The organism is Halorhabdus sp. CBA1104, from assembly GCF_009690625.1.
Classification (GTDB): domain Archaea; phylum Halobacteriota; class Halobacteria; order Halobacteriales; family Haloarculaceae; genus Halorhabdus.
In genome coordinates, this window is record NZ_CP033878.1 from 190,446 (window position 1) to 208,859 (window position 18,414).

Sequence of the window (18,414 nt, forward strand, 5' to 3'; positions counted from 1 at the left end):
TGAGGCCTCCCCCAGAACCGACTTCATATTATTCCTCGTCTGATCACGTTAGAATTTAAGACGGATCAGGTAGGGAACGAGTACGGAGTGTCTGTGCTACCATTCTGATCGCCGCCCCGTCAGCGTACTCTATATCAGTTAGAAAAGAGTTGATCGCCACCGCGATACAGGACGTATCCGAGGAAGACGACGAGATACGCGACTGCGAGTAGTTCCGTGAGCAGCGACCGCCCGAGCGCGGCGATCACGACGACGACCAGCGGCCCGACCAGTAGCAGGCCGTCGAAGATCCGATCGTCGGCCCCGGACTCGTAGACTGTCCCGACGATCGGGAGGTCAGCGAGATTCATGGGTACATCCCTCCGCGACGGAACAGCGTCCGCAGTGCCACGAGGACCGGGATAATTTCTAAGCGCCCGATCCACATGTGCCCGAGGAAGGCGATCTTGCCGATCGCCGGCAGCGAGTTAGGGCCGGTGATCCCCGAGGAGAGTCCGACGTTGCCCTGGGCGCTTGCCACCTCGAAGAAGGCGTTGGCCAGCGAGAATTCCTCGGCGGGGAGGACGACCAGCAACAGGAACGTCCCGACGATGAGGAACGCGATCCAGAGCACGACGATGATCGTCGCCTCGACGAACTCCCGGTTGGCTTCCGTCTCGGTCAGCCGTCGCCCGTTGATGTCCATTCGGCGGACAGCGCTATCCGGATAGAAGACGTCGGCGACGTGATAGCGGATGCCCTTGATCAGGGTCAGTCCACGGATGATTTTGATCCCCCCGGCGGTCGATCCGGCTGCCCCGCCGACGAACATCCCGAATGCCACGACGAGTTGGGCCTGTGCCGGCCAGGCCCCGAGTGCCACGTTCGTCGTGTCGACGGCCGTCTGAAAGCCCGTACAGGTGGCCGCCGAGACGAACTGGAAGACGCCGTACCGGACGGCCCTGAGCGGCGAGTCGTACGGGCCGACGTACAGGAACGCCCACAACAGTGCCGACCCAGCCCCCATGTAAACGAACACCCAGCGGGTCTGCAGATCGGTATAGAAGTTCCGGAGATCGCCCTGGAGGATCAAGTAGTGGACGGGAAAGGCGATCGAGCCAAGTAGCATGATCGCGATCAGAACGGCGTCGATGAGCGCGCTGTCGTAGGTCGCAATCGAGTTGTCCATGATCGAGAACCCCCCCGTCGCGAGCCCGGTCATCGCGTGGTTGATCGCGTCCCAGGGAGGCATTCCAGCGAGGAAGAGTGCCAGAATCGAGACGAACGTAAAGAGGAGGAAGATCCACCAGATCGTCCGGACCGTCGAGACGATGCTCGGGTGGATCTTCTCGGAGCGGGCCTCGCTCTCGTAGAGCGTCAGCGACCCACTGCCGGGGCGGGCGAGGACCGCAGTCGTCAGGACGATCACGCCGACGCCGCCGACCCATTCGATGAACGTCCGCCACCACTGGAGACTGCGGGGCAACACTTCTTCGTTGTCGGTCATCGTCAGGCCGGTTCCGGTGAAGCCACTCGTCGACTCGAAAACGGCGTTGAGTGGCTCCCGGAAGGCCGCGAGGGTCGGCGTCGATTCGAGGGTTGTCGGCAGATCGAGGTGGACGCCCCAGGCGATCAGGAGGAAGGGAACGGAGCCGAACACACCCACGAGCAGCCAGCCCGTGGCGGCGACGACCATCCCGTGTAAGCGCGAGGGGGAGTCAGCGTCGGCGAAGCGACGGTGGAGTCCGTAGCCGACAGCCAGCGGGACCAAGGCCGACGCCCCGAAGGCGACCGCGCCGAACCACTCACCCCACGCCAGCGGCACGAGGATCGAGACGACCATCAGCCCGCCGAGCGCTTCGAGGATACGGCCCACGTCGCGTCCGACTGTCGCTGTCGTTCCGTTCATGACTGTGTGCGGTAATCGGGAACGTCTTTATCCGTCACTCGATCCGGTCTTCGTAGTGGCCGAAGATGTCGGTGACCTCGGGATCGGCACCGACGGCCGAATACACCGTCAGGAGATCTCCCGCGTGGATCGTCGTGGTGCCGCGCGGGGTGATCGGCTCGCTGGTATCGTCTCGCTCGATCGCGACGACGAGCACGTTCTGAGAGAGCACTCCTTCGTCGGCTGCTTCCTGGAGTGTCTTGCCCGCGATCGGTGCGTTCTCGGTCACCTCGATTTCGAACACTTCGGCCTCTTCGCCGATGCGCATGTAATCGACGATAGCCGGCCGTGCGACTGCCCGGTAGAGGTACTCGGCGATGAGTTCCTGTGGGTTTTCCATCGTGTTGACGCCGATCCGCTCAAAGAGGTTCATGTGCTCGGGGTTGTGGACCACCGAGAGGATCGACGGGACGTCGTACTCCTTTGCGAGCAGACAGACCATGATGTTCGTCGCGTCGCGGTCGGTCGTCGAGACGACGGCGTCGGCCTGTTCGATGCCGGCGTCCTCGAGGGTCGCGTTGGTCGTCGCGTCGGCTTCGAGGACGAGACAGTCGAACCGATCGGCCGCCCGGTTTGCCCGTTCACTGTCTCGCTCGATGACGACAACCTCGTTGCCCGAGCGTGTCGCAATCTCGATCAGTGGCGTCCCGATGTCGCCGGCGCCGACGATGATGATATACACGTTAGGTCACTCCTCAATCTGGTTACTGAGTGCATATCGAGCAGTAAAGGTGAGCGTTCCGATCCGTGCGTGACAATCGAAATCGGCCCAAAACCGACACGATTGGCGTCAGTCCCCGCCGAACAGCCGTTCTTTTAGCGAGCGTCGCGATGGTCGTTCGGCCAGCAGTACCGGCCCGTCGATCCGCTCGATCGCGTCGAAGACCAGCGACCCGCGGACGACCCGGGAGAGCAGGCCACGCTCGGTCGCCCCGAGGATAGACAGGTCGAACCCGTCGGCGACGCGCTCGATTGTCTCTTCGATATCGCCGGTTTCGACGAGGAACTCGGCGTCTTCGAGGTCGTGGCCGGCCGCCCACTCGGCCAGGAATTCTTGGCTCTCTGCTTGTTCGCCTGGCTTGGAGACGTTGAGCAGCGAGACAGAGACGCCAAGCGAGTCCCGCAGCGCCCGGGCGACCTCCGCCGAGAGGTCCGAGGAGGGACCGCCAGCCGTCGGGACGAGCACGTTCTCGGGGCCGCATTCGTCGCCATCGAGCACGAGGAAGTCACAGGGCAGATCGTGGCTGAGCTCGTCGAGTGCACTCTCGGCGCGGCCGCCGGCAAAGCGAGCCCCGCCGTAGCCCATCACGACCGTATCGGCGTCGTTCGAGCGGGCGGCGTCGAAAACCTCTTGTAGTCCCCGGTGAGAGAGGATCGTCTTCGTCTCGACGGGCACGCCGAACGTCTCGGCGTCGGCCTCGGCGTCTGCCAGCAGTGCTTCGGAGTCCGTGTCGATATCGGCTCGTCGTTCCGAAGCCGTCTGGAGACTCGTCTGGTCGGGAACGGTGACGATGTGTGTTGCGAGGACCTGCCCGCCCTCGTGTTTGGCGATCGCGCTGGCCAGCGTCATCAAAGCCTGCTCCGAGCGCGGATTCGACAGCGCGACCATGATCGTCGGCCCCTCCGTGCCCGTCGGGGCGGCCGCCTCTGTGGCGTCGACGATCTGGTCGGGGAGCTTCTCTTCACGTTCGCTGACTAGTTCCGAGAGGACGCCTTCTGCACTCGTCTCGTCTTGGGCATACAGGAAGTACCAGACGATCGCGAGGACGACGAAACTGCCCGCAAGCGCGATCTCGTACCACGCCATAAAGGCGACGAGCCCCAGCGAGAGGACCGTGCCCACGATCGGCGTAATCGGGTACAGCGGCACTTCGAAATCGGGGTCGTACTCGGGTGTGTCTGCTTCTCGGAAGACGATCAGTGCGACGTTCATCAGGGCGTAGACGATGAGGTGGAGGACACTCGCGGCCTTTGCGAGTACCTCGATATCGCGCCCGAGGAAGGCGATGAAGACGACGATGAGTCCGCCGGTGACGAGGATCGATCGGTAGGGCGTCGCAAAGCGGGGGTGGATCTCGTTGAGCCACGCGCTGACGATCTTGTCTCGCCCCATCGCGAAGTTGATCCGCGCGGAGGCGAGGATCGAGGCGTTCGCCGAGGAAGCCGTCGCCAGCAGCGCGCCCAGGGTCATCGTCGAGGCCGCGACCGCCGCGACCCCGCCGATCGGGCCGATCGAGGCCGGGAACGCGATGTCGGCCACCTGGGCGACGGGGGCCTCCTGACTGAGGTCCGGCCAGGGAATCACGCCGAGCATCGTCGTCACCAGAATCGCATAAATGACGGTCACGATCCCGACACTGCCGATGATGGCGATCGGGAGGTTCCGCCCGGGGTTTTGAGTTCCTCGGCGACAGTTGCAATCTTCGCGTAGCCGAGGAAGGAAACGAAGACGAGGGCGGTCCCTGGTAGAATCGCACCGTACCCTTTGGGTGCGATGCCGTCCTCGCCGACCAGCGTCGCGTACTCGAAGGCGGTGAACCCGGCGATGGCAAAGACCGTCAGGATCGCCAGGAGGATGAAGACGATCACGGTCTGGACGCCGCCGGTTTCCTTTGCGCCGACGTAGTTGACACCAACGAACAGGGCACCCGCCAGCAGCGCGCCGACCTGGATCGGATTGAGAAAGAGAACGGCAGGCAAGCCGACGAACTCCACGAGATACTGGCCGAACCCGATACAGTAGAACGCCGAGGCAAAGGCCAGCCCCATCCAGTCGCCCATCCCGGCGATCGAGCCAAAGAGGGGGCCAAGCGAGGAGTTGATGTAGTAGTACCCGCCGCCGGCTTTCGGCATCGCGGTCCCGAGTTCCGAGATCGACAGCGCGTTGACCATCGCGATCACGCCGCCGACGACAAAAGAGACGACGACGACCGGCCCCGCGGCGTTGGCTGCCACGCCCGGCAGGACGAAGATGCCCGCGCCGATCATCGTCCCGATACCGATGGTCATCGCCGAGACCAATCCGAGGTCTTTCGCGAGTTCTTCCTCGCTCATGTGTCGTTGTGTGGTAGCGTTATCACAGGGCGCTCGACCTCGGTAACCAGCTTCAGCGTGGTGTCACCCGAGACGAATTGGATCAGGCGGTTTCCGCCCCGGGGCCGGAAGGCGACCGCGCTCGCGTCGATATCCGCCGCGGCTTCGTCGATCGCTTCGACGACATCCCGGGCGTACCCAGTGTAGTCGTCGGCGTCGGGAAAGACAGTTCGGACCGCCGCGTAGGATTCTTCGGCGAGGTCCCCGGATTGCTCGACGGGCGTCTTGTCCGGGACGCCCTCGCCCTTCTCGACGACGTGTATGGCCGTGACGCGTTCGGGATCGTACGGTTCGAGTGCCCGTGCCGTCGCCAGGGCGTCGTCTTCGTTGGCGACCGGCAGGAGGACGTGTTCGAGTAGCGCTCGATCGTCCGAACCGAGATCGACACTCATAGCTGTCCGTATCGTACCGCAGTACATAGTATTGGGCATTCGACTCCGCCGGGTCCTCGGCCGGTTATCCGAACAGCCGTTCCCAGAGGGATCGGTCCCGCTTCCGTTCGGCCATCAGTACCGAACACTCGACGTCCTCGATGGCGTCGATCAGGACCGAACCCCGGACGAGTCGATCGAGGAGTCCGCGTTCGGTCGCGCCGACGACCACCAGCGTGGCGTCCCGGGCGTCCTCGATGATCGCGGACTCGATGTCGCCGGTCTCGACGCGTAGCGTGGCGTCTTCCAGACCGCGGTCGGCGGCCCACTCTTCGAGGAACGCCTCGCCTTCGGCGCGATCTTCGGCGACGTGCAGCAGGGTCACGTCGCTGTCGTACTCCGCTTCCAGGAGAGCGGTCGTCGCGGCGCTCAACTCCGAGTCCGGGCCGCCGGCCGTCGGTACCAGGATCTTCGCCGGATCGAACCCGCGATTCCGGAAGACCAGGGTGTCACAGGGGACGTCCTCGGTGATCTCGTCGAGGGCTCCCTCGGCACGGCCCGGTGCACCGTGGGAATCCGGACCCCAGCCCATGACGATCAGGTCCGCGTCGTGGGTTTTCGCGGCGTCGAAGATCTCGCCGAAGGAGCGATGAGAGAGGATCGTGTGAGTTTCGACGGGGACGCCATGTGTCGTGGCGTCCTGCTGGGCCGTCTCCAGAAGTGACTCGCTCTCGGCGTCGAGTTGATCGATGTGCTCGGCGCCGTACTCTAAGGAGGTCTGATCCGGGACGGTGACGATATGTGTCGCGACGACGGTCCCGCCGCGCTGGCGGGCAATCGCACTCGCCAGCGAGATCAGTTCCGTCTCGTGTTCGGGATTGGCCAGTGGCACCAGAATCCGGTAGTCCTTGTCGTCGTCGGGCATGTCCTCGCCGGGTCCGTCGGTCAGCCGCGGTTCCCGGAGGTACTTCCTCAGGACCCCGGTCGTCAGCGACCGCTCGCGGGCGTAGCCGGCATACCAGATCACGGCCCACGCGACGATGGCAGCACCGAAGGCGGTCACCATCGGTTCGATGTAGTAGATCAGCGCGAAGGAGGTAATTGCACCCAGCGCAGGCGTGATCGGCGATAGCGGCACCCGGAAGTCCGGGTTGTAGTCAGGCGGGTCGGTGACTCGCATCACGATTAGCGAGACGTTGAGCAGCCCGTAGATAATCAGGTGAAGGAAACTCGCCAGCCCCGACAGCGTCGTGACGGCGTTGCCGCCCACGAGATCGACGCCGATGATAAAGCTGAGCATCAGTCCGCCGGTGATCGCGATAGATCGGTAGGGTGTCGAGAACCGAGGATGAACCCTATTGAGGTCGGGCGAGATAACGCGATCTCGCCCCATCGCGAAGTTAATGCGCGAGGAGGCCAGGATCGAGGCGTTCGCCGAGGAAGCTGTCGCCAGGAGGCCGCCAAAGAGCATCGCGACGGCACCGACCGGACCCAGTAGCCGCTCGGCGACCTGGACGACGGCGATCTCGTTTTCACCCATCCCGGCGATAAATCCGGGTTCGACTGTGGCACTCATCACGAACAGGACCAAGGCGTAGATACCGGTCACGAGCACGACGCTGCCGATGACCGCCCGCGGGAGGTTTTTCCCCGGGTCCTTGATCTCCTCGGCGACACTGGTGATCTGAACGAAGCCGAGATACGAGACGAAAATGAATCCCGTCGCCGTGAGCATGGGCGTCAGTCCCTCGTTTTTCGGCAGGTTCGAAACATCGGCCTGGAATCCTCCGACGAGTGTGAACACTGTCAGGATCGCGATCAGGATGAGGACGATCACGTTCTGGAGACGGCCCGTCTCCTTGGCGCCGACGTAGTTGACGCCGACGAAGAACGTCCCGCCGGCCAGGGCGATCAGCGACACGACGTCGACGGTGACGGGGCCAACCCCGACGGTGCCCGCGACACCGGCGATTCGCCCGATGTATTGGCCGAATCCGACCATGTAAAAGGCAGAGGCAAAGGCCAACCCGAGCCAGTTGGCCCATCCGGCGATCGAGCCAAAGAGTGGGCCCAGTGCGTGGTTGACGTAGTAATACGCGCCACCAGAGCGTGGCATTGCCGTCCCGAGTTCACTCGCCGACAACGCCGTCAGGAGTGCGATCGCCCCGCCGACGACGAACGACAGGACGGCCAGCGATCCAGCGGTCGAGATCGCGTCTCCCGGCAAGACGAAGATACCCGCGCCGATCATCGTCCCGACGCCGATGGTCAGTGCTGCCAGCGGGCCGAGATCCTTGGCGAGTTCCTCCTCGCTCATCGATACCCTCCGGTACCGTTCGTGGTTGTCGTCCAGGGAACCCTGGGACTGTCTCCGTCGGTCACTGTTGATCACCACTCTGGCGGTCAGTCGAACGGTTTCCGCACGGTCTCGACTCTACGCGGAGTCCCGAGCACTGGCGGATCATAATGGCCCTAAACGCGGTCGGGGACTTAACTCTGGTCAGATCGACCGTCAAGCGGTCGCCGGACGTGACACGTTCCCTGTCGACTTTCGATCCTCTCGTCCGTCTGGTAGCGCGATCACCGACTGATCGTCCCTGTGACGGGGTGAGCGCAGCCTCTCCCGAGAGGGCCTGTGCGACCCGATTCCCGCTCCGAGGGTGACACGAGGGCGCTCGCCGAGGGGTCAACCGCAACTTCCAAGACGCCCTCGATCACGTCGGCGTGATACGTGAACTCTGTCTCGACGTGGGGAATCACCTCCCGGAACACCTCGACGGTTGTATCGACCGCTGTTCGGCCTGTTTCATCGAGAGCTTCCCCGGGCATTCACCGCCTTCTCGACGACGTACACGGCGGTAACGTGCTCGAATGCGGCCCTTTCGAGCCCCGTTGCCGTGTCCCGTGCGTCCCCGTCGTCGGCGACCGTCACGACGGGAGACGCCGTGAGGGTGTCAGTCATATTGCCGTTCCATCCGATCGTATCGATCGTGAAACGTTGTCGCCCGGGTCACTCCTGAGAGAGGTCTTCACCTCTGCAATCAGCGCCTACATCGCCAAATGGTGGCGCTTTCGGCGCGTGTGATCGGATCGATTACGGAATATAAAAGGCGATACGCGATCGATATCGACGACGAACATGTCCCGGAGTATCGACGCGATCGACGAACAAATCCTGTATTATCTCTCTCAGGAGGCGCGCCACACCTCGGCACCGGACATCGCAGAGCAGGTCGACGTCTCGGCACCGACGGTCCGCAACCGGATCCGCCAACTCGAGGAAGAGGGGATCATCCAGGGCTATCACGCCCACATCGATTACGAGAAAGTCGAGGGGCGCCTGGTCAACCATTACGTCTGTTCGACGGGCGACCGCGACCGGGAGGAACTCGCCCGGCGGGCACTGGACATTTCGGGGGTGATCAACGTCAGGGAGATCCTCTCGGGCCGGGGAGACCTCCGGATCAAAGTGGTCGGGACCGACACCGACGATCTGACGCGCATCGCCCAGGATCTCAGCTCGCTGGGGATCGAGATCGACGACGAGGACCTGGGCTATCGGGAGTACTTTAGACCTTACGCGCCTTTTGGCCCTCGCGACGAAGAGCCGATCTCGCCGGTCTCGGGCGTCGCCGGGCTGACGGGTGATGCCAACGTCGTCGAGTTGATCGTGGAAGACGAGACGCCGATCGTCGGCAAAACCCTCCAAGAAGCCAACGAGGAGGGGGTGTTGACGTCGGATCTCCTCGTGGTGCGGATCAACCGCGACGGCGAGTCGATCTCGCCGACGGGCGAAACGACCATCGAGGCGGGTGACTTCATCACGGTCCACTCTCGATCCGGGATCTCCGAGGGGACGCTGTCGGCGTTTACGGGACAATGAGCTCCCGAGAGCCGTCCCCAGCACTGCTAGTATGTGAAAACACACTTCCGACACGCGCGGATATCTCGGGACAATGATGGAGGGACGCGGATGCGGGTGATCGTCATCGGCGCTGGCGAAGTCGGCTCCAGCGTTGCTGGGAGTCTCGCCGATGAACACGAGGTCGTCGTGGTGGACGTCGACGGCGATCGCATTGACGCGTTGACCTACGAACTGGACGTGCTGGCGATCGAGGGCGACGGCGCGGCCATCGAGACGCTCCGGGAGGCTGGTCTCGAAGCGTCCGACCTGTTGATCGCCGTGACAGACGACGACGAGACGAACATCGTCTCCTGTGGTACCGCGAAGACGCTTGCCGACGTCACGACGATCGCCCGCGTGCGCTCGACGAAGTACCTCAACACCTGGAACAACGCCGAGGGGGCGCTGGGCGTAGACGCGATGGTCGGGACGAACCTACTAACCGCCCGGAAGATCGCGAGCATGATCGGGCTTCCGGCTGCCCGGGATGTCGATACGTTCGCCGAGGGTACCATCCAGATGGCCGACTTCGAACTCGCCGCGGACAGCCCGGTTGCCGGCCAGACCGTCGCCCAAGCAGATCGCTTCGATGATCTCACGTTCGCTGCGATCCTCTGTCCCGACGAGGACGGCACCTGTGAGGAGATCGTTATTCCCCGTGGGGAGACGACACTCACGGCCGGCGACGAGGTAGTCGTCATCGGGACTGACGAGGCAGTGACGGCGTTCAGCCACGCCGTCGCTCCTGACGACGATTATCACGACGTTCTGGTCGTCGGTGGGAGTTCGGTCGGCTACCAGACGGCCAAACTCTTAGAAGAACGTGGGATTCGCCCGAAGCTGATCGACCACGATCCCGAACGAGCCCGGTATCTCTCCGAGGCCCTCTCGGGAACGACTGTCCTCGAAGCAGACGCGACCGATCGGGACTTCCTCAAGCGGGAGAACATCGACGCCGTCGACGTCGTCGTCACGACCTTAGAGTCCGACGAGGGTAACCTGCTTGCGGGATTGCTCGCGAAGCGACTCGGTGCCGACCGGGCGATCGCCGTCGTCGAAGACCGATCGTACGTCGACTTGTTCGAGACTGTCGGCATCGACGTGGCCGTCCAGCCCCGCGAGGTGGCCGCCGAAGAGATCACGCGCTTCACCCGGGAACAACACGCAGAGAACGTCGCCATCATCGGCAGCGATCAGGCAGAGGTCATCGAGATCGAGATCGATTCGGAGAGTGTTTTCGATGGCCGGCCGATCCGTGAAGTCGCGGCGGATCTCCCGGATGGCGTCGTCGTCGGTGCGATCACGCGTGACGGCAAGTATATCCGGCCACGCGGGGAGACAATCGTCGAGACTGGCGATCACGTCGTCGTCTTCGCCGAAGCCGCGGGGCTGGACGAGACACTCGCCAAACTATGAACGGGTACGTCCGGGTAGACTGGCGGGCCAGCCTCTCGTTGACCGGCCGGGTCCTGCTGTACCTCGCCGTACCGCTCTCGATCCCGCTCGTCACGGCCGTCATCTACGGTGAGGGCTGGATTCCGTTTCTCGTGACGATCGGTGTGACGACACTCGCCGGCTTCGCCCTCTCCCAACTCGACGACGACCACGATCTGGGCGCTCGCGAAGGGTTCCTGATGGTCGCAGCGACCTGGTTGGCGGTAGCGCTGGTCGGGACGATCCCGTATTTGCTTGCGGACCATGGCACGGCGTCGACGCTTAGCTGGCCCAACGTCCCCAACGCGCTCTTCGAATCGATGAGCGGCTTCACGACCACGGGGGCGACGGTGATGGGACAGATCGGCGTCGAGCACCACTCTCACGCCCTCTTGTTGTGGCGACAGCTGACCCAGTGGCTGGGCGGCATGGGGATCGTCGTCCTCGCGGTAGCGATCCTGCCCGAACTCTCGGTCGGTGGTGCCCAGTTGATGGACGCCGAAGCGCCCGGTCCCGGCATCGAGAAACTCACGCCCCGGATCGCCGAGACGGCCCGGGTGCTGTGGATCGCGTACTTCGCCTTCACTGTCCTCGAAATTTTCCTGTTGTACGGGCTGCAACTGACTGGCCTCGCCCAGGAGATGACGCTGTTCAACGCGATCTCTCACGGCCTGACGACACTGCCGACCGGCGGGTTCTCCCCTGAGGCGTACTCGATCCAGGCGTTCTCGGCGGCTGTCCAGTGGGTCATCATCCCCTTCATGGTCGTCGCGGGGACCAACTTCGCGCTGTTCTGGGGCCTGGTTCGCGGGGAACCACTCTCGTTGCTGGAAGACGAGGAGTTCCGCTTCTACACCGGCGTGATGGCCACCCTGACTGCCGTGCTGACGGTCGTCCTCTTCGTGGGGCCGAGTCTGCCGGGTACCACCGGGCTGGCTGGGATCGAAGAATCGCTCCGGCACGGCCTCTTCCAGGTGGTTTCGATCGTCACGACGACGGGGTACGCGAGCTTCGACTTCAACAACTGGACGACGACCGCCCAGTACCTGCTTCTCTTTGGCATGTTTCTCGGTGGCTCGGCGGGGTCGACCGGCGGTGCGATCAAGATGGTTCGCTGGCTGGTGATCGCCAAGTCGATCAAACGGGAGCTGTTCACGACGGTCCATCCCGAGGCGGTCAGTCCCGTCCGGCTGGGCGGCCGGGCACTCGACGAGTCGGCGGTCCGCGGGATCCACACCTTCACCCTCCTCTATATCGCCTTGTTCTTCCTCGGCGTCGTCGTCCTCATGCTCGATGCCGGACGGGTCGGGATGGAACTGCAAGTGCTGGATGGGTTGAGTGCCATCGCTGCGACGATCGGCAACGTCGGGCCGGGCTTTGGCGTCGTCGGGCCGATGGAGAGCTACCTGCCGTTCCCCTGGACTTCGAAACTGTGGATGGTCTTTCTGATGTGGATCGGCCGCCTGGAAATCTTCCCGGTGCTCGTCCTGCTGACGCGGGCCTACTGGCGGTCCTAAGCGTCGCCGGTAACTAGTCTGCTGGCAGGCAAACCCCTTTTTCGATCCGGCCCCAACAGCGCCACATGTCGACTGCTGTCCTGCTGTTGAACTTCGGTGAACCGGCCACCCCCGAACGCGAGGCCGTCGTCTCGTATCTCGAACGCATCTTCTTCAACAATCGCGAGATCGAGGGCGACACGACCGAGGCCGAGGCCCGCGAGCGCTCGCGTGAACTGGCCGAGCGCCGCGCCGGACCGCTGATCGAGGAGTACGGGGCGATCGGTGGCTCACCGCTGAACGAACAGGCCCGCAACCAGGCCGACGCCCTGCAAGCCCGACTTCAGGAACGCGGCCGCGATGTCGAGACCTACATCGGGATGCAGTTCACCGAGCCGTTCATCGAGGACGCCCTGGACGCGGCCATCGACGACGGCCACGACCGGATCATCGGCCTGCCGATCTATCCGCTCTGTGGCCCCTCGACGACCGTCGACGCACTGGAGGAACTGCGGGCGGCCGCCGACGAGCGCGAATTCGACGGCGATGTGCAGGAACTCTCGGGCTGGCACCGCCACCCCGATTATCCCCGCCTGCGGGTGGACAACATCGCCGACTTCGCCGACGAGCAGGGCGTCGACCTGCACGATCCCGAGACAGCGCTCGTCTTCTCTGCTCACGGGACGCCACAGCACTACCTCGAAGAGGGCAGTCGCTATGACACCTACGTCACCGAGTACGTCGAGACCGTCGCGGGCCTGCTCGGGATCGACGAGTACGAACTCGGCTACCAGAACCACGAGAACCGGGGCATCCCGTGGACCGAACCCGAGATCGAGGAGGTCATCGAGACCGTCGATGCCGAGCGGGTCGTCGTCGAGCCGATCAGCTTCATCCACGAACAGAGCGAGACGCTTTCGGAACTCGATGTCGAACTGAAAGAGGAGGCCGAGGCGGAAGGCCTCGATTTCCACCGCGTCCCGATCCCCCACGACGACGACCGCTTCGTCGGCGTCCTCGAGGATCTGGTCGAACCCTTCATCGCGGATTTTGACCCCGCCGTCTATCAGTTCCGGCAGTGCCAGTGCCGGGATGAACCGGGGACGATGTGTCTGAACGCGCCCATGGAGTAACTAGCGCTCGATCGATTTTGCCGTCTCGACGAAGGCTTCGACGCCCTCGATCGGCGTGTCTTTGTGGACGCCGTGCCCGAGATTGAGAATGTGACCACGAGCGCCGGCGGCCTCGATTACGTCTCGCGTGCGTTGTCGGACCGTCGCCGGATCGGCAAAGAGGACCGATGGATCGAGATTCCCCTGGACGGCTCGATCGCCCAATTGCTCGCGGGCCGCGTCCATCTCGACGGTCCAGTCCAGACCGACGACGTCAGCACCGGTGGCCGCCAGTTGGTCGAGTCGGCCGCTCATGTTCCGGACGAAGACGATCGTTGGAGCGTCGACCGCCGACAGAATCTCGCGGTGGAGGGGCTGGATGAATTCCTGGTAGTCTGTGGGCGGGAGCACGCTGGCGTACGTGTCGAATAGCTGGACGACGTCCGCGCCGTGCTCGACTTGATAGTTGAGGAATTTCGTGACGGCCTCGGCGAAGATCCCAAGCAGGTCGCCGAATGCGTCTGGATGGCGCGCCCGGAACTGCCGGACGGGGTAGTGATTCCGGGTGGGATGTCCGGCGATGGCGTAGGCGGCAAGCGTGAAGGGGCCGCCAGCGAAGCCGATGACCCCGGTTTCGTCGCCGACTCGCGTTTCGAGGCGGTCGAGCAAGGCCCCGACGTAATCGAGTTCGTCCGGGATGGATGCGTATGCGGGTGGAATATCGGTCGGGCCGGAGACGGGCTCTTCGACGATCGGGCCTTTCCCCGGTTCGATGTGGTAGTCGAACCCGAGCGGTTCGAGGATCGTCAGGATATCCGAGAACATGACCACCCCGTCGGGCCGGTACCGCTCCCAGGGCTGGAGTGTGATCTCGGCCGCGATCTCGGGGGTCGTCACGGCTTCGAGGAAGTCGTACTCCTCGCGGATCTCGCGATACTCGGGGAGGTGGCGACCTGCCTGGCGCATCAGCCAAACTGGTGGCCGCTCCGTGTGCTCGCCGCGGGCAGCCCGTACGAGTAGCTCACTCATCGCCGGGGATTGTGGTCGAACGTGGTTAAGGAATTCCCATGTGACGCTGCTGTGACTGGCCGCCATCTCCTGGAAGCGCGATCGAATTGTTGTAGTCCGAAGATATATAATCATAAAACGTTTAAAATAGGGTGATGGGGAGTTACAATCTCGACGTGCAGACGGCAAAGAATCGGATGACACTCACGTTGGAGGGGCAACTCGATACGTCCGAGGTTGACGCCGTGGTCGATGCGATGGCCGATGGCGCACAGGACCTCGACGATGGGTGGGAATTGATAAACGACATTTCCGGGTTCAAGCCGGCGGCCGCGGCTGCCGAAGCGAGTCTCAAAGACGGGGCCAGGCAGGCGGGCCGACTCGGTATGGATACCGTCGTCCGCGTCACCGGTGAGTCGGTCACGGCTGAATTCCAGTGGGAACGGATCGGCGACGAAGCGTCCTCTGAGGAGGGCTACGACGTTTTCGTGGCCGAATCAGTTGATGACGCCGCGGCAATGTTGGACGACCACCAGTGATCTGGGGCCACCTGATCATACTGAGCGTCAATCGGCAAACGTCACATAGTTAATCACCGGTGGCGAATCCTCCCCTATGAGTCAGCCGAAAATTCTGCTGTTGGGACCGCCAGGCGCGGGGAAAGGCACACAGAGTTCGAATCTCGTCGATGCGTTCGGTGTCGAGCACGTCACAACGGGGGATGCACTCCGATCGAACAAGGACATGGACATCTCGGATCTCGGCCTGGAATACGAGACGCCGGGCGAGTACATGGATCGGGGCGAACTCGTTCCCGACGAAGTGGTCAACGCCATCGTCGAGCAGGCCCTGACCAGCGCGGATGGATTCGTTTTGGACGGCTATCCTCGGAATCTCGACCAGGCCGAAGAACTCGAATCGATGACCGATCTGGACGTCATCGTCTCGCTTTCGGTTTCCGAGGCCGAACTCGTCGATCGACTCACCGGCCGTCGCGTCTGTGAGGAGTGTGGCGAAAATTACCACGTCGAGTTCGACCAGCCAGCCGAGGAGGGCGTCTGTGACGAGTGTGGCAGCGAGTTGATCCAGCGTGAGGACGATCAGGAAGACGCTGTCCGTAATCGCCTCGATGTCTTCGCCCAGAACACCGAACCCGTCATCGAGTACTACGCCGATCGCGACGCGTTTGTCGAGATCGACGGCGAACAGTCCTTGGATGCGGTCTGGGAAGATTTAGAGGCGGCCGTCGAAGACACTGTCTGAGCCTGGGTCGCCGCCAACTTTGCAGCCGGAGCGGCGACGTGTTTCGTTGGGGCGTGGTCGTATGGAAACTACAACGTTGATTTACCTGCGCTCGTTAGAGGGGGTACGATGGCACGGACAGGCAAGAAGATAGACCGTCTCGTCGCCGAGGACGGGAGCATGGAAGGGGCGATCGAGACGGTGCTGTCGACGGCCGACGAACAGGGTACTGTCTCGTGGGGTGACGTCAGCGACGACCTCACGAGCGGCCAGTGGGGCCGACTGATCGAAACTGGCCTGCTGGTCGACGCCGACGGTGACGGGTTCGTCGTCGACGATCCCGAGGGCGTCCAGGAGGCCCTGGAGGTCGCCGAACCCGAAGACGACGAGGAGGGTGGCTGGACGACCTGGGACAAACTCGCCGGCGTCGGCGCGGTATCGCTCATCCTGGGCTACTCGATCCCGTCGATCAAGAACACTGTCGGGACGACGCTCGATACCGTCTTGGGTCCGGTCGAGTCGATGTTGCCCTTCTACATGGTCATTCTCGTCTTGGCGACGCTGACGGGACTCTGGTCGGCCCTCCTCCAGGACAATCTCATGGACATGAGTGGGATGGGTGACCACCAGGAGAAGATGGAACGGCTCAAAGAGCGTCGCAAACAGGCCAAAGAAGAAGGAAACGACGAGGAACTCGATCGTATCCAGCAGGAACAGATGGAGATGATGAGCGACCAGATGGGCATGTTCAAACAGCAGATCCGCCCGATGGTCTGGATCATGCTGTTGACGATCCCGGTGTTCCTGTGGCTGTACTGGCGGACTGGGAATCTGGATCTGGACGGCGTGGCGATCGTCATGCCGTTGTTCGGCGAGGTCGCCAACTGGAATGCTGGGACGCTCGGTCCCTGGCCAGCCTGGCTGTTCTGGTATTTCATCTGTTCGCTATCCTTCAGCCAGATCGTCCGCAAGGCCCTGAACGTCCAGACGACGCCAACCTGAACCGCGAGACACACTGCTTTTTACCGCGCCGTTCGCAGGTGGCATATGTTGATCACCGTCTCCGGCCCCGCCGGCAGCGGCAAGAGTACGCTCGCGGAGAGTCTCGCCGACGCGTTAGACTACGATCACGTCAGCGGCGGCGACATCTTCCGATCGCTGGCCGAGGAACGGGGGATGACGCCACTCGAACTGAACAAGCAGGCCGAAGACGACGAGGCAATCGACCTGGACCTGGATCGACGCCTCCGGACGACGGCCCAGGATCGTGACGATCTCGTGTTAGAATCTCGGCTGGCCGGCTGGATGGCCGGTGATCACGCGGACCTGAAGCTTTGGCTGGATGCCCCGCTCACCATCCGAGCTGATCGAATCTCTCAGCGGGAGAACAAACCGATCGAACAGGCCAAAACCGAGACCAAGGAGCGTGGCCAGAGCGAAGCCCAGCGATATCAGGACTACTACGGTATCGATATCGACGATCTGTCGATCTACGACCTGGCGATCAACACTGCTCGCTGGAGTCCCCAGGGCGTGTTGAGCGTCGTCCTGCACGCCGTCGAGTCCTACGAGGCAAACGGCGACGAAGGCAAAGCTCCCATCGACGACATCGACTACGACTTCTAATGACACTCCGTGGCCCGCCTGAAGAACGCTCGCCCGCCGCATTGCTCCAGTTTGGGGTGGTCAACCTCGATAAGCCACCCGGCCCCTCCGCCCACCAGGTCGCCGCCTGGATGCGCGACCTGGCCGACGTCGAGCGGGCGGCCCACGCCGGCACGCTCGACCCGAAGGTGACCGGCTGCCTGCCGATGTTGGTGGGTGACGCGACGCGCATCGCACAGGTTTTCGACGATAGCGTCAAGGAATACGTCGCCGTCCTGGAACTACACGATCGCGTGCAGGCAGCCGATCTGGCGCGGGTCGCCACCGAATTCGAGGGCGAGATCTACCAGAAACCACCCAAGAAAAGCGCCGTCGTCCGCCGCCTCCGCAGCCGGGAAATTTTGGACCTGGACGTGCTGGAACAGCAAGACCGACAGGCCCTCCTTCGTGTGCGCTGTGCGAGTGGCACCTACATTCGGAAACTGTGTCACGATATCGGCCTCGCCCTGGGGACTGGCGCGCACATGGACGATCTCCGCCGGGTCGGGACCGAGCCCTTCGACGACAGCGAATTGGTGACACTGCACGACGTCACCGACGCGCTTTCGTGGTGGCGGGACAACGGCGATCCCGAACCACTGCGAGACGTTGTGCAGCCAGCCGAACGGGCGCTGGTCGATCTCCCCGCGGTGACGATCGCCGAGAGCGCCGCAGCGTCGGTCGCGGAAGGGGCACCTGTCTACGCCCCGGGCGTGATCGACGCCGACGATGGGCTCGATCCCGCCGCTGAACCGCTCGTGGCCTGCTACACCCCAAACGGGGCTGCGGTCTGTCTCGGACGGCTCGTGGGGGAGCCAACAGCCAATGCGGGGCCGGTCGTGGACCTCGAACGCGTGCTGGTATAACGGACGAAACGAAGGCCTTAACTACGACTCTCTCGATCTTCGAATCGCGGGACCGTAGGGTAGCGGTATCCTCGGCGCATGGGGTGCGTCGGACCCGAGTTCGAATCTCGGCGGCCCCATCCATTTGCTGCGAACAAGTACGTGAGCAGCAATTGCTGGATCCGACGAGATTCGAGCCTGGAAGTCGCAGCCCGCGAATCGTCGTGAGGTCGAACGAAGTGAGACCGAGCGACGAGCGCAGGACCGTCTTCCTTCGTTCGAATCTCGGCGTTCTCAGTTTTCGCTCCGAGCGAGCACGGCGAGCGACGGACGAAAAC

17 protein-coding genes, 1 tRNA gene and 1 pseudogene are annotated in these 18,414 nt (G+C 63.3%); 10 read left to right on the top strand and 9 right to left on the bottom strand.

Annotated elements, in window-relative coordinates; genetic code table 11:
* Positions 1–134: 134 nt before the first annotated feature.
* From Hrd1104_RS01105 to Hrd1104_RS01135, 8 genes and pseudogenes are all read right to left on the bottom strand, one after another.
* A complete protein-coding gene (locus Hrd1104_RS01105; RefSeq protein WP_154551016.1) occupies positions 135–350 on the bottom strand; it encodes a hypothetical protein in 216 nt (71 codons plus the stop codon).
* Entirely contained in the window at positions 347–1,888 is a 1,542-nt protein-coding gene (locus tag Hrd1104_RS01110; RefSeq protein ID WP_154551017.1) for a TrkH family potassium uptake protein, read from the bottom strand. Before Hrd1104_RS01110 ends, Hrd1104_RS01105 begins: the two co-directional genes overlap by 4 nt.
* A 34-nt stretch (positions 1,889–1,922) precedes the next feature.
* Positions 1,923–2,609: a TrkA family potassium uptake protein gene (locus tag Hrd1104_RS01115; RefSeq protein ID WP_154551018.1), complete on the bottom strand. Its 687-nt coding sequence runs from the start codon at positions 2,607–2,609 to the stop codon at positions 1,923–1,925.
* A gap of 108 nt (positions 2,610–2,717) precedes the next feature.
* Positions 2,718–4,981, bottom strand: a pseudogene (locus Hrd1104_RS01120) (amino acid permease).
* A complete protein-coding gene (locus Hrd1104_RS01125) occupies positions 4,978–5,412 on the bottom strand; it encodes a universal stress protein (RefSeq protein ID WP_154551019.1) in 435 nt (144 codons plus the stop codon). Before Hrd1104_RS01125 ends, Hrd1104_RS01120 begins: the two are co-directional and overlap by 4 nt.
* A gap of 64 nt (positions 5,413–5,476) precedes the next feature.
* Positions 5,477–7,708 carry an amino acid permease gene (locus Hrd1104_RS01130; protein ID WP_154551020.1) on the bottom strand — a complete coding sequence of 744 codons (2,232 nt, stop codon included), beginning with the start codon at positions 7,706–7,708 and terminating at the stop codon, positions 5,477–5,479.
* A 263-nt stretch (positions 7,709–7,971) separates the two neighbouring features.
* Positions 7,972–8,220 carry a hypothetical protein gene (locus tag Hrd1104_RS12990; RefSeq protein WP_158855084.1) on the bottom strand — a complete coding sequence of 83 codons (249 nt, stop codon included), beginning with the start codon at positions 8,218–8,220 and terminating at the stop codon, positions 7,972–7,974.
* Positions 8,198–8,353, bottom strand: a complete 156-nt coding sequence (locus tag Hrd1104_RS01135; RefSeq protein ID WP_154551021.1) for a hypothetical protein — start codon at positions 8,351–8,353, stop codon at positions 8,198–8,200. Before Hrd1104_RS01135 ends, Hrd1104_RS12990 begins: the two co-directional genes overlap by 23 nt.
* 177 nt (positions 8,354–8,530) lie before the next feature.
* Between Hrd1104_RS01135 and Hrd1104_RS01140 the strand changes: the two genes are divergently transcribed.
* The 4 genes from Hrd1104_RS01140 (at position 8,531) to hemH (ending at position 13,358) form a co-directional block, all read left to right on the top strand.
* Positions 8,531–9,274: an Lrp/AsnC family transcriptional regulator gene (locus Hrd1104_RS01140; RefSeq protein WP_154551022.1), complete on the top strand. Its 744-nt coding sequence runs from the start codon at positions 8,531–8,533 to the stop codon at positions 9,272–9,274.
* 90 nt (positions 9,275–9,364) lie between these two features.
* On the top strand, positions 9,365–10,711 hold the full coding sequence (trkA, locus tag Hrd1104_RS01145; RefSeq protein WP_154551023.1) for a Trk system potassium transporter TrkA: 1,347 nt from the start codon (positions 9,365–9,367) through the stop codon (positions 10,709–10,711).
* On the top strand, positions 10,708–12,246 hold the full coding sequence (locus Hrd1104_RS01150) for a TrkH family potassium uptake protein (protein ID WP_154551024.1): 1,539 nt from the start codon (positions 10,708–10,710) through the stop codon (positions 12,244–12,246). The genes trkA and Hrd1104_RS01150 overlap by 4 nt, the downstream gene beginning before the upstream one ends.
* A 65-nt stretch (positions 12,247–12,311) precedes the next feature.
* On the top strand, positions 12,312–13,358 hold the full coding sequence (gene hemH / locus Hrd1104_RS01155; RefSeq protein WP_154551025.1) for a ferrochelatase: 1,047 nt from the start codon (positions 12,312–12,314) through the stop codon (positions 13,356–13,358).
* Here hemH and hemE read toward each other — a convergent pair whose 3' ends face one another.
* Positions 13,359–14,366 (bottom strand): uroporphyrinogen decarboxylase, encoded by a 1,008-nt coding sequence (gene hemE, locus Hrd1104_RS01160; protein WP_154551026.1) that lies wholly within the window; start codon positions 14,364–14,366, stop codon positions 13,359–13,361.
* A 134-nt stretch (positions 14,367–14,500) separates the two neighbouring features.
* Here hemE and Hrd1104_RS01165 point away from each other — a divergent pair, with 134 nt between their 5' ends.
* The 6 genes from Hrd1104_RS01165 to Hrd1104_RS01190 all read left to right on the top strand — a co-directional run bounded on the left by Hrd1104_RS01165 (position 14,501) and on the right by Hrd1104_RS01190 (position 18,216).
* Entirely contained in the window at positions 14,501–14,884 is a 384-nt protein-coding gene (locus tag Hrd1104_RS01165; protein ID WP_154551027.1) for a hypothetical protein, read from the top strand.
* A 76-nt stretch (positions 14,885–14,960) separates the two neighbouring features.
* Positions 14,961–15,608: an adenylate kinase gene (locus tag Hrd1104_RS01170; protein ID WP_154551028.1), complete on the top strand. Its 648-nt coding sequence runs from the start codon at positions 14,961–14,963 to the stop codon at positions 15,606–15,608.
* Positions 15,609–15,716: 108 nt separating this feature from the next.
* Positions 15,717–16,589: a DUF106 domain-containing protein gene (locus tag Hrd1104_RS01175; protein ID WP_154551029.1), complete on the top strand. Its 873-nt coding sequence runs from the start codon at positions 15,717–15,719 to the stop codon at positions 16,587–16,589.
* 45 nt (positions 16,590–16,634) lie between these two features.
* Positions 16,635–17,213, top strand: coding sequence for a (d)CMP kinase (cmk, locus tag Hrd1104_RS01180; RefSeq protein WP_154551030.1), 579 nt, complete (start codon positions 16,635–16,637; stop codon positions 17,211–17,213).
* Positions 17,213–18,097 carry an RNA-guided pseudouridylation complex pseudouridine synthase subunit Cbf5 gene (locus Hrd1104_RS01185; protein ID WP_154551031.1) on the top strand — a complete coding sequence of 295 codons (885 nt, stop codon included), beginning with the start codon at positions 17,213–17,215 and terminating at the stop codon, positions 18,095–18,097. The genes cmk and Hrd1104_RS01185 overlap by 1 nt, the downstream gene beginning before the upstream one ends.
* A 48-nt stretch (positions 18,098–18,145) precedes the next feature.
* A tRNA-Pro gene (locus Hrd1104_RS01190) sits at positions 18,146–18,216 on the top strand.
* Positions 18,217–18,414: the final 198 nt, after the last annotated feature.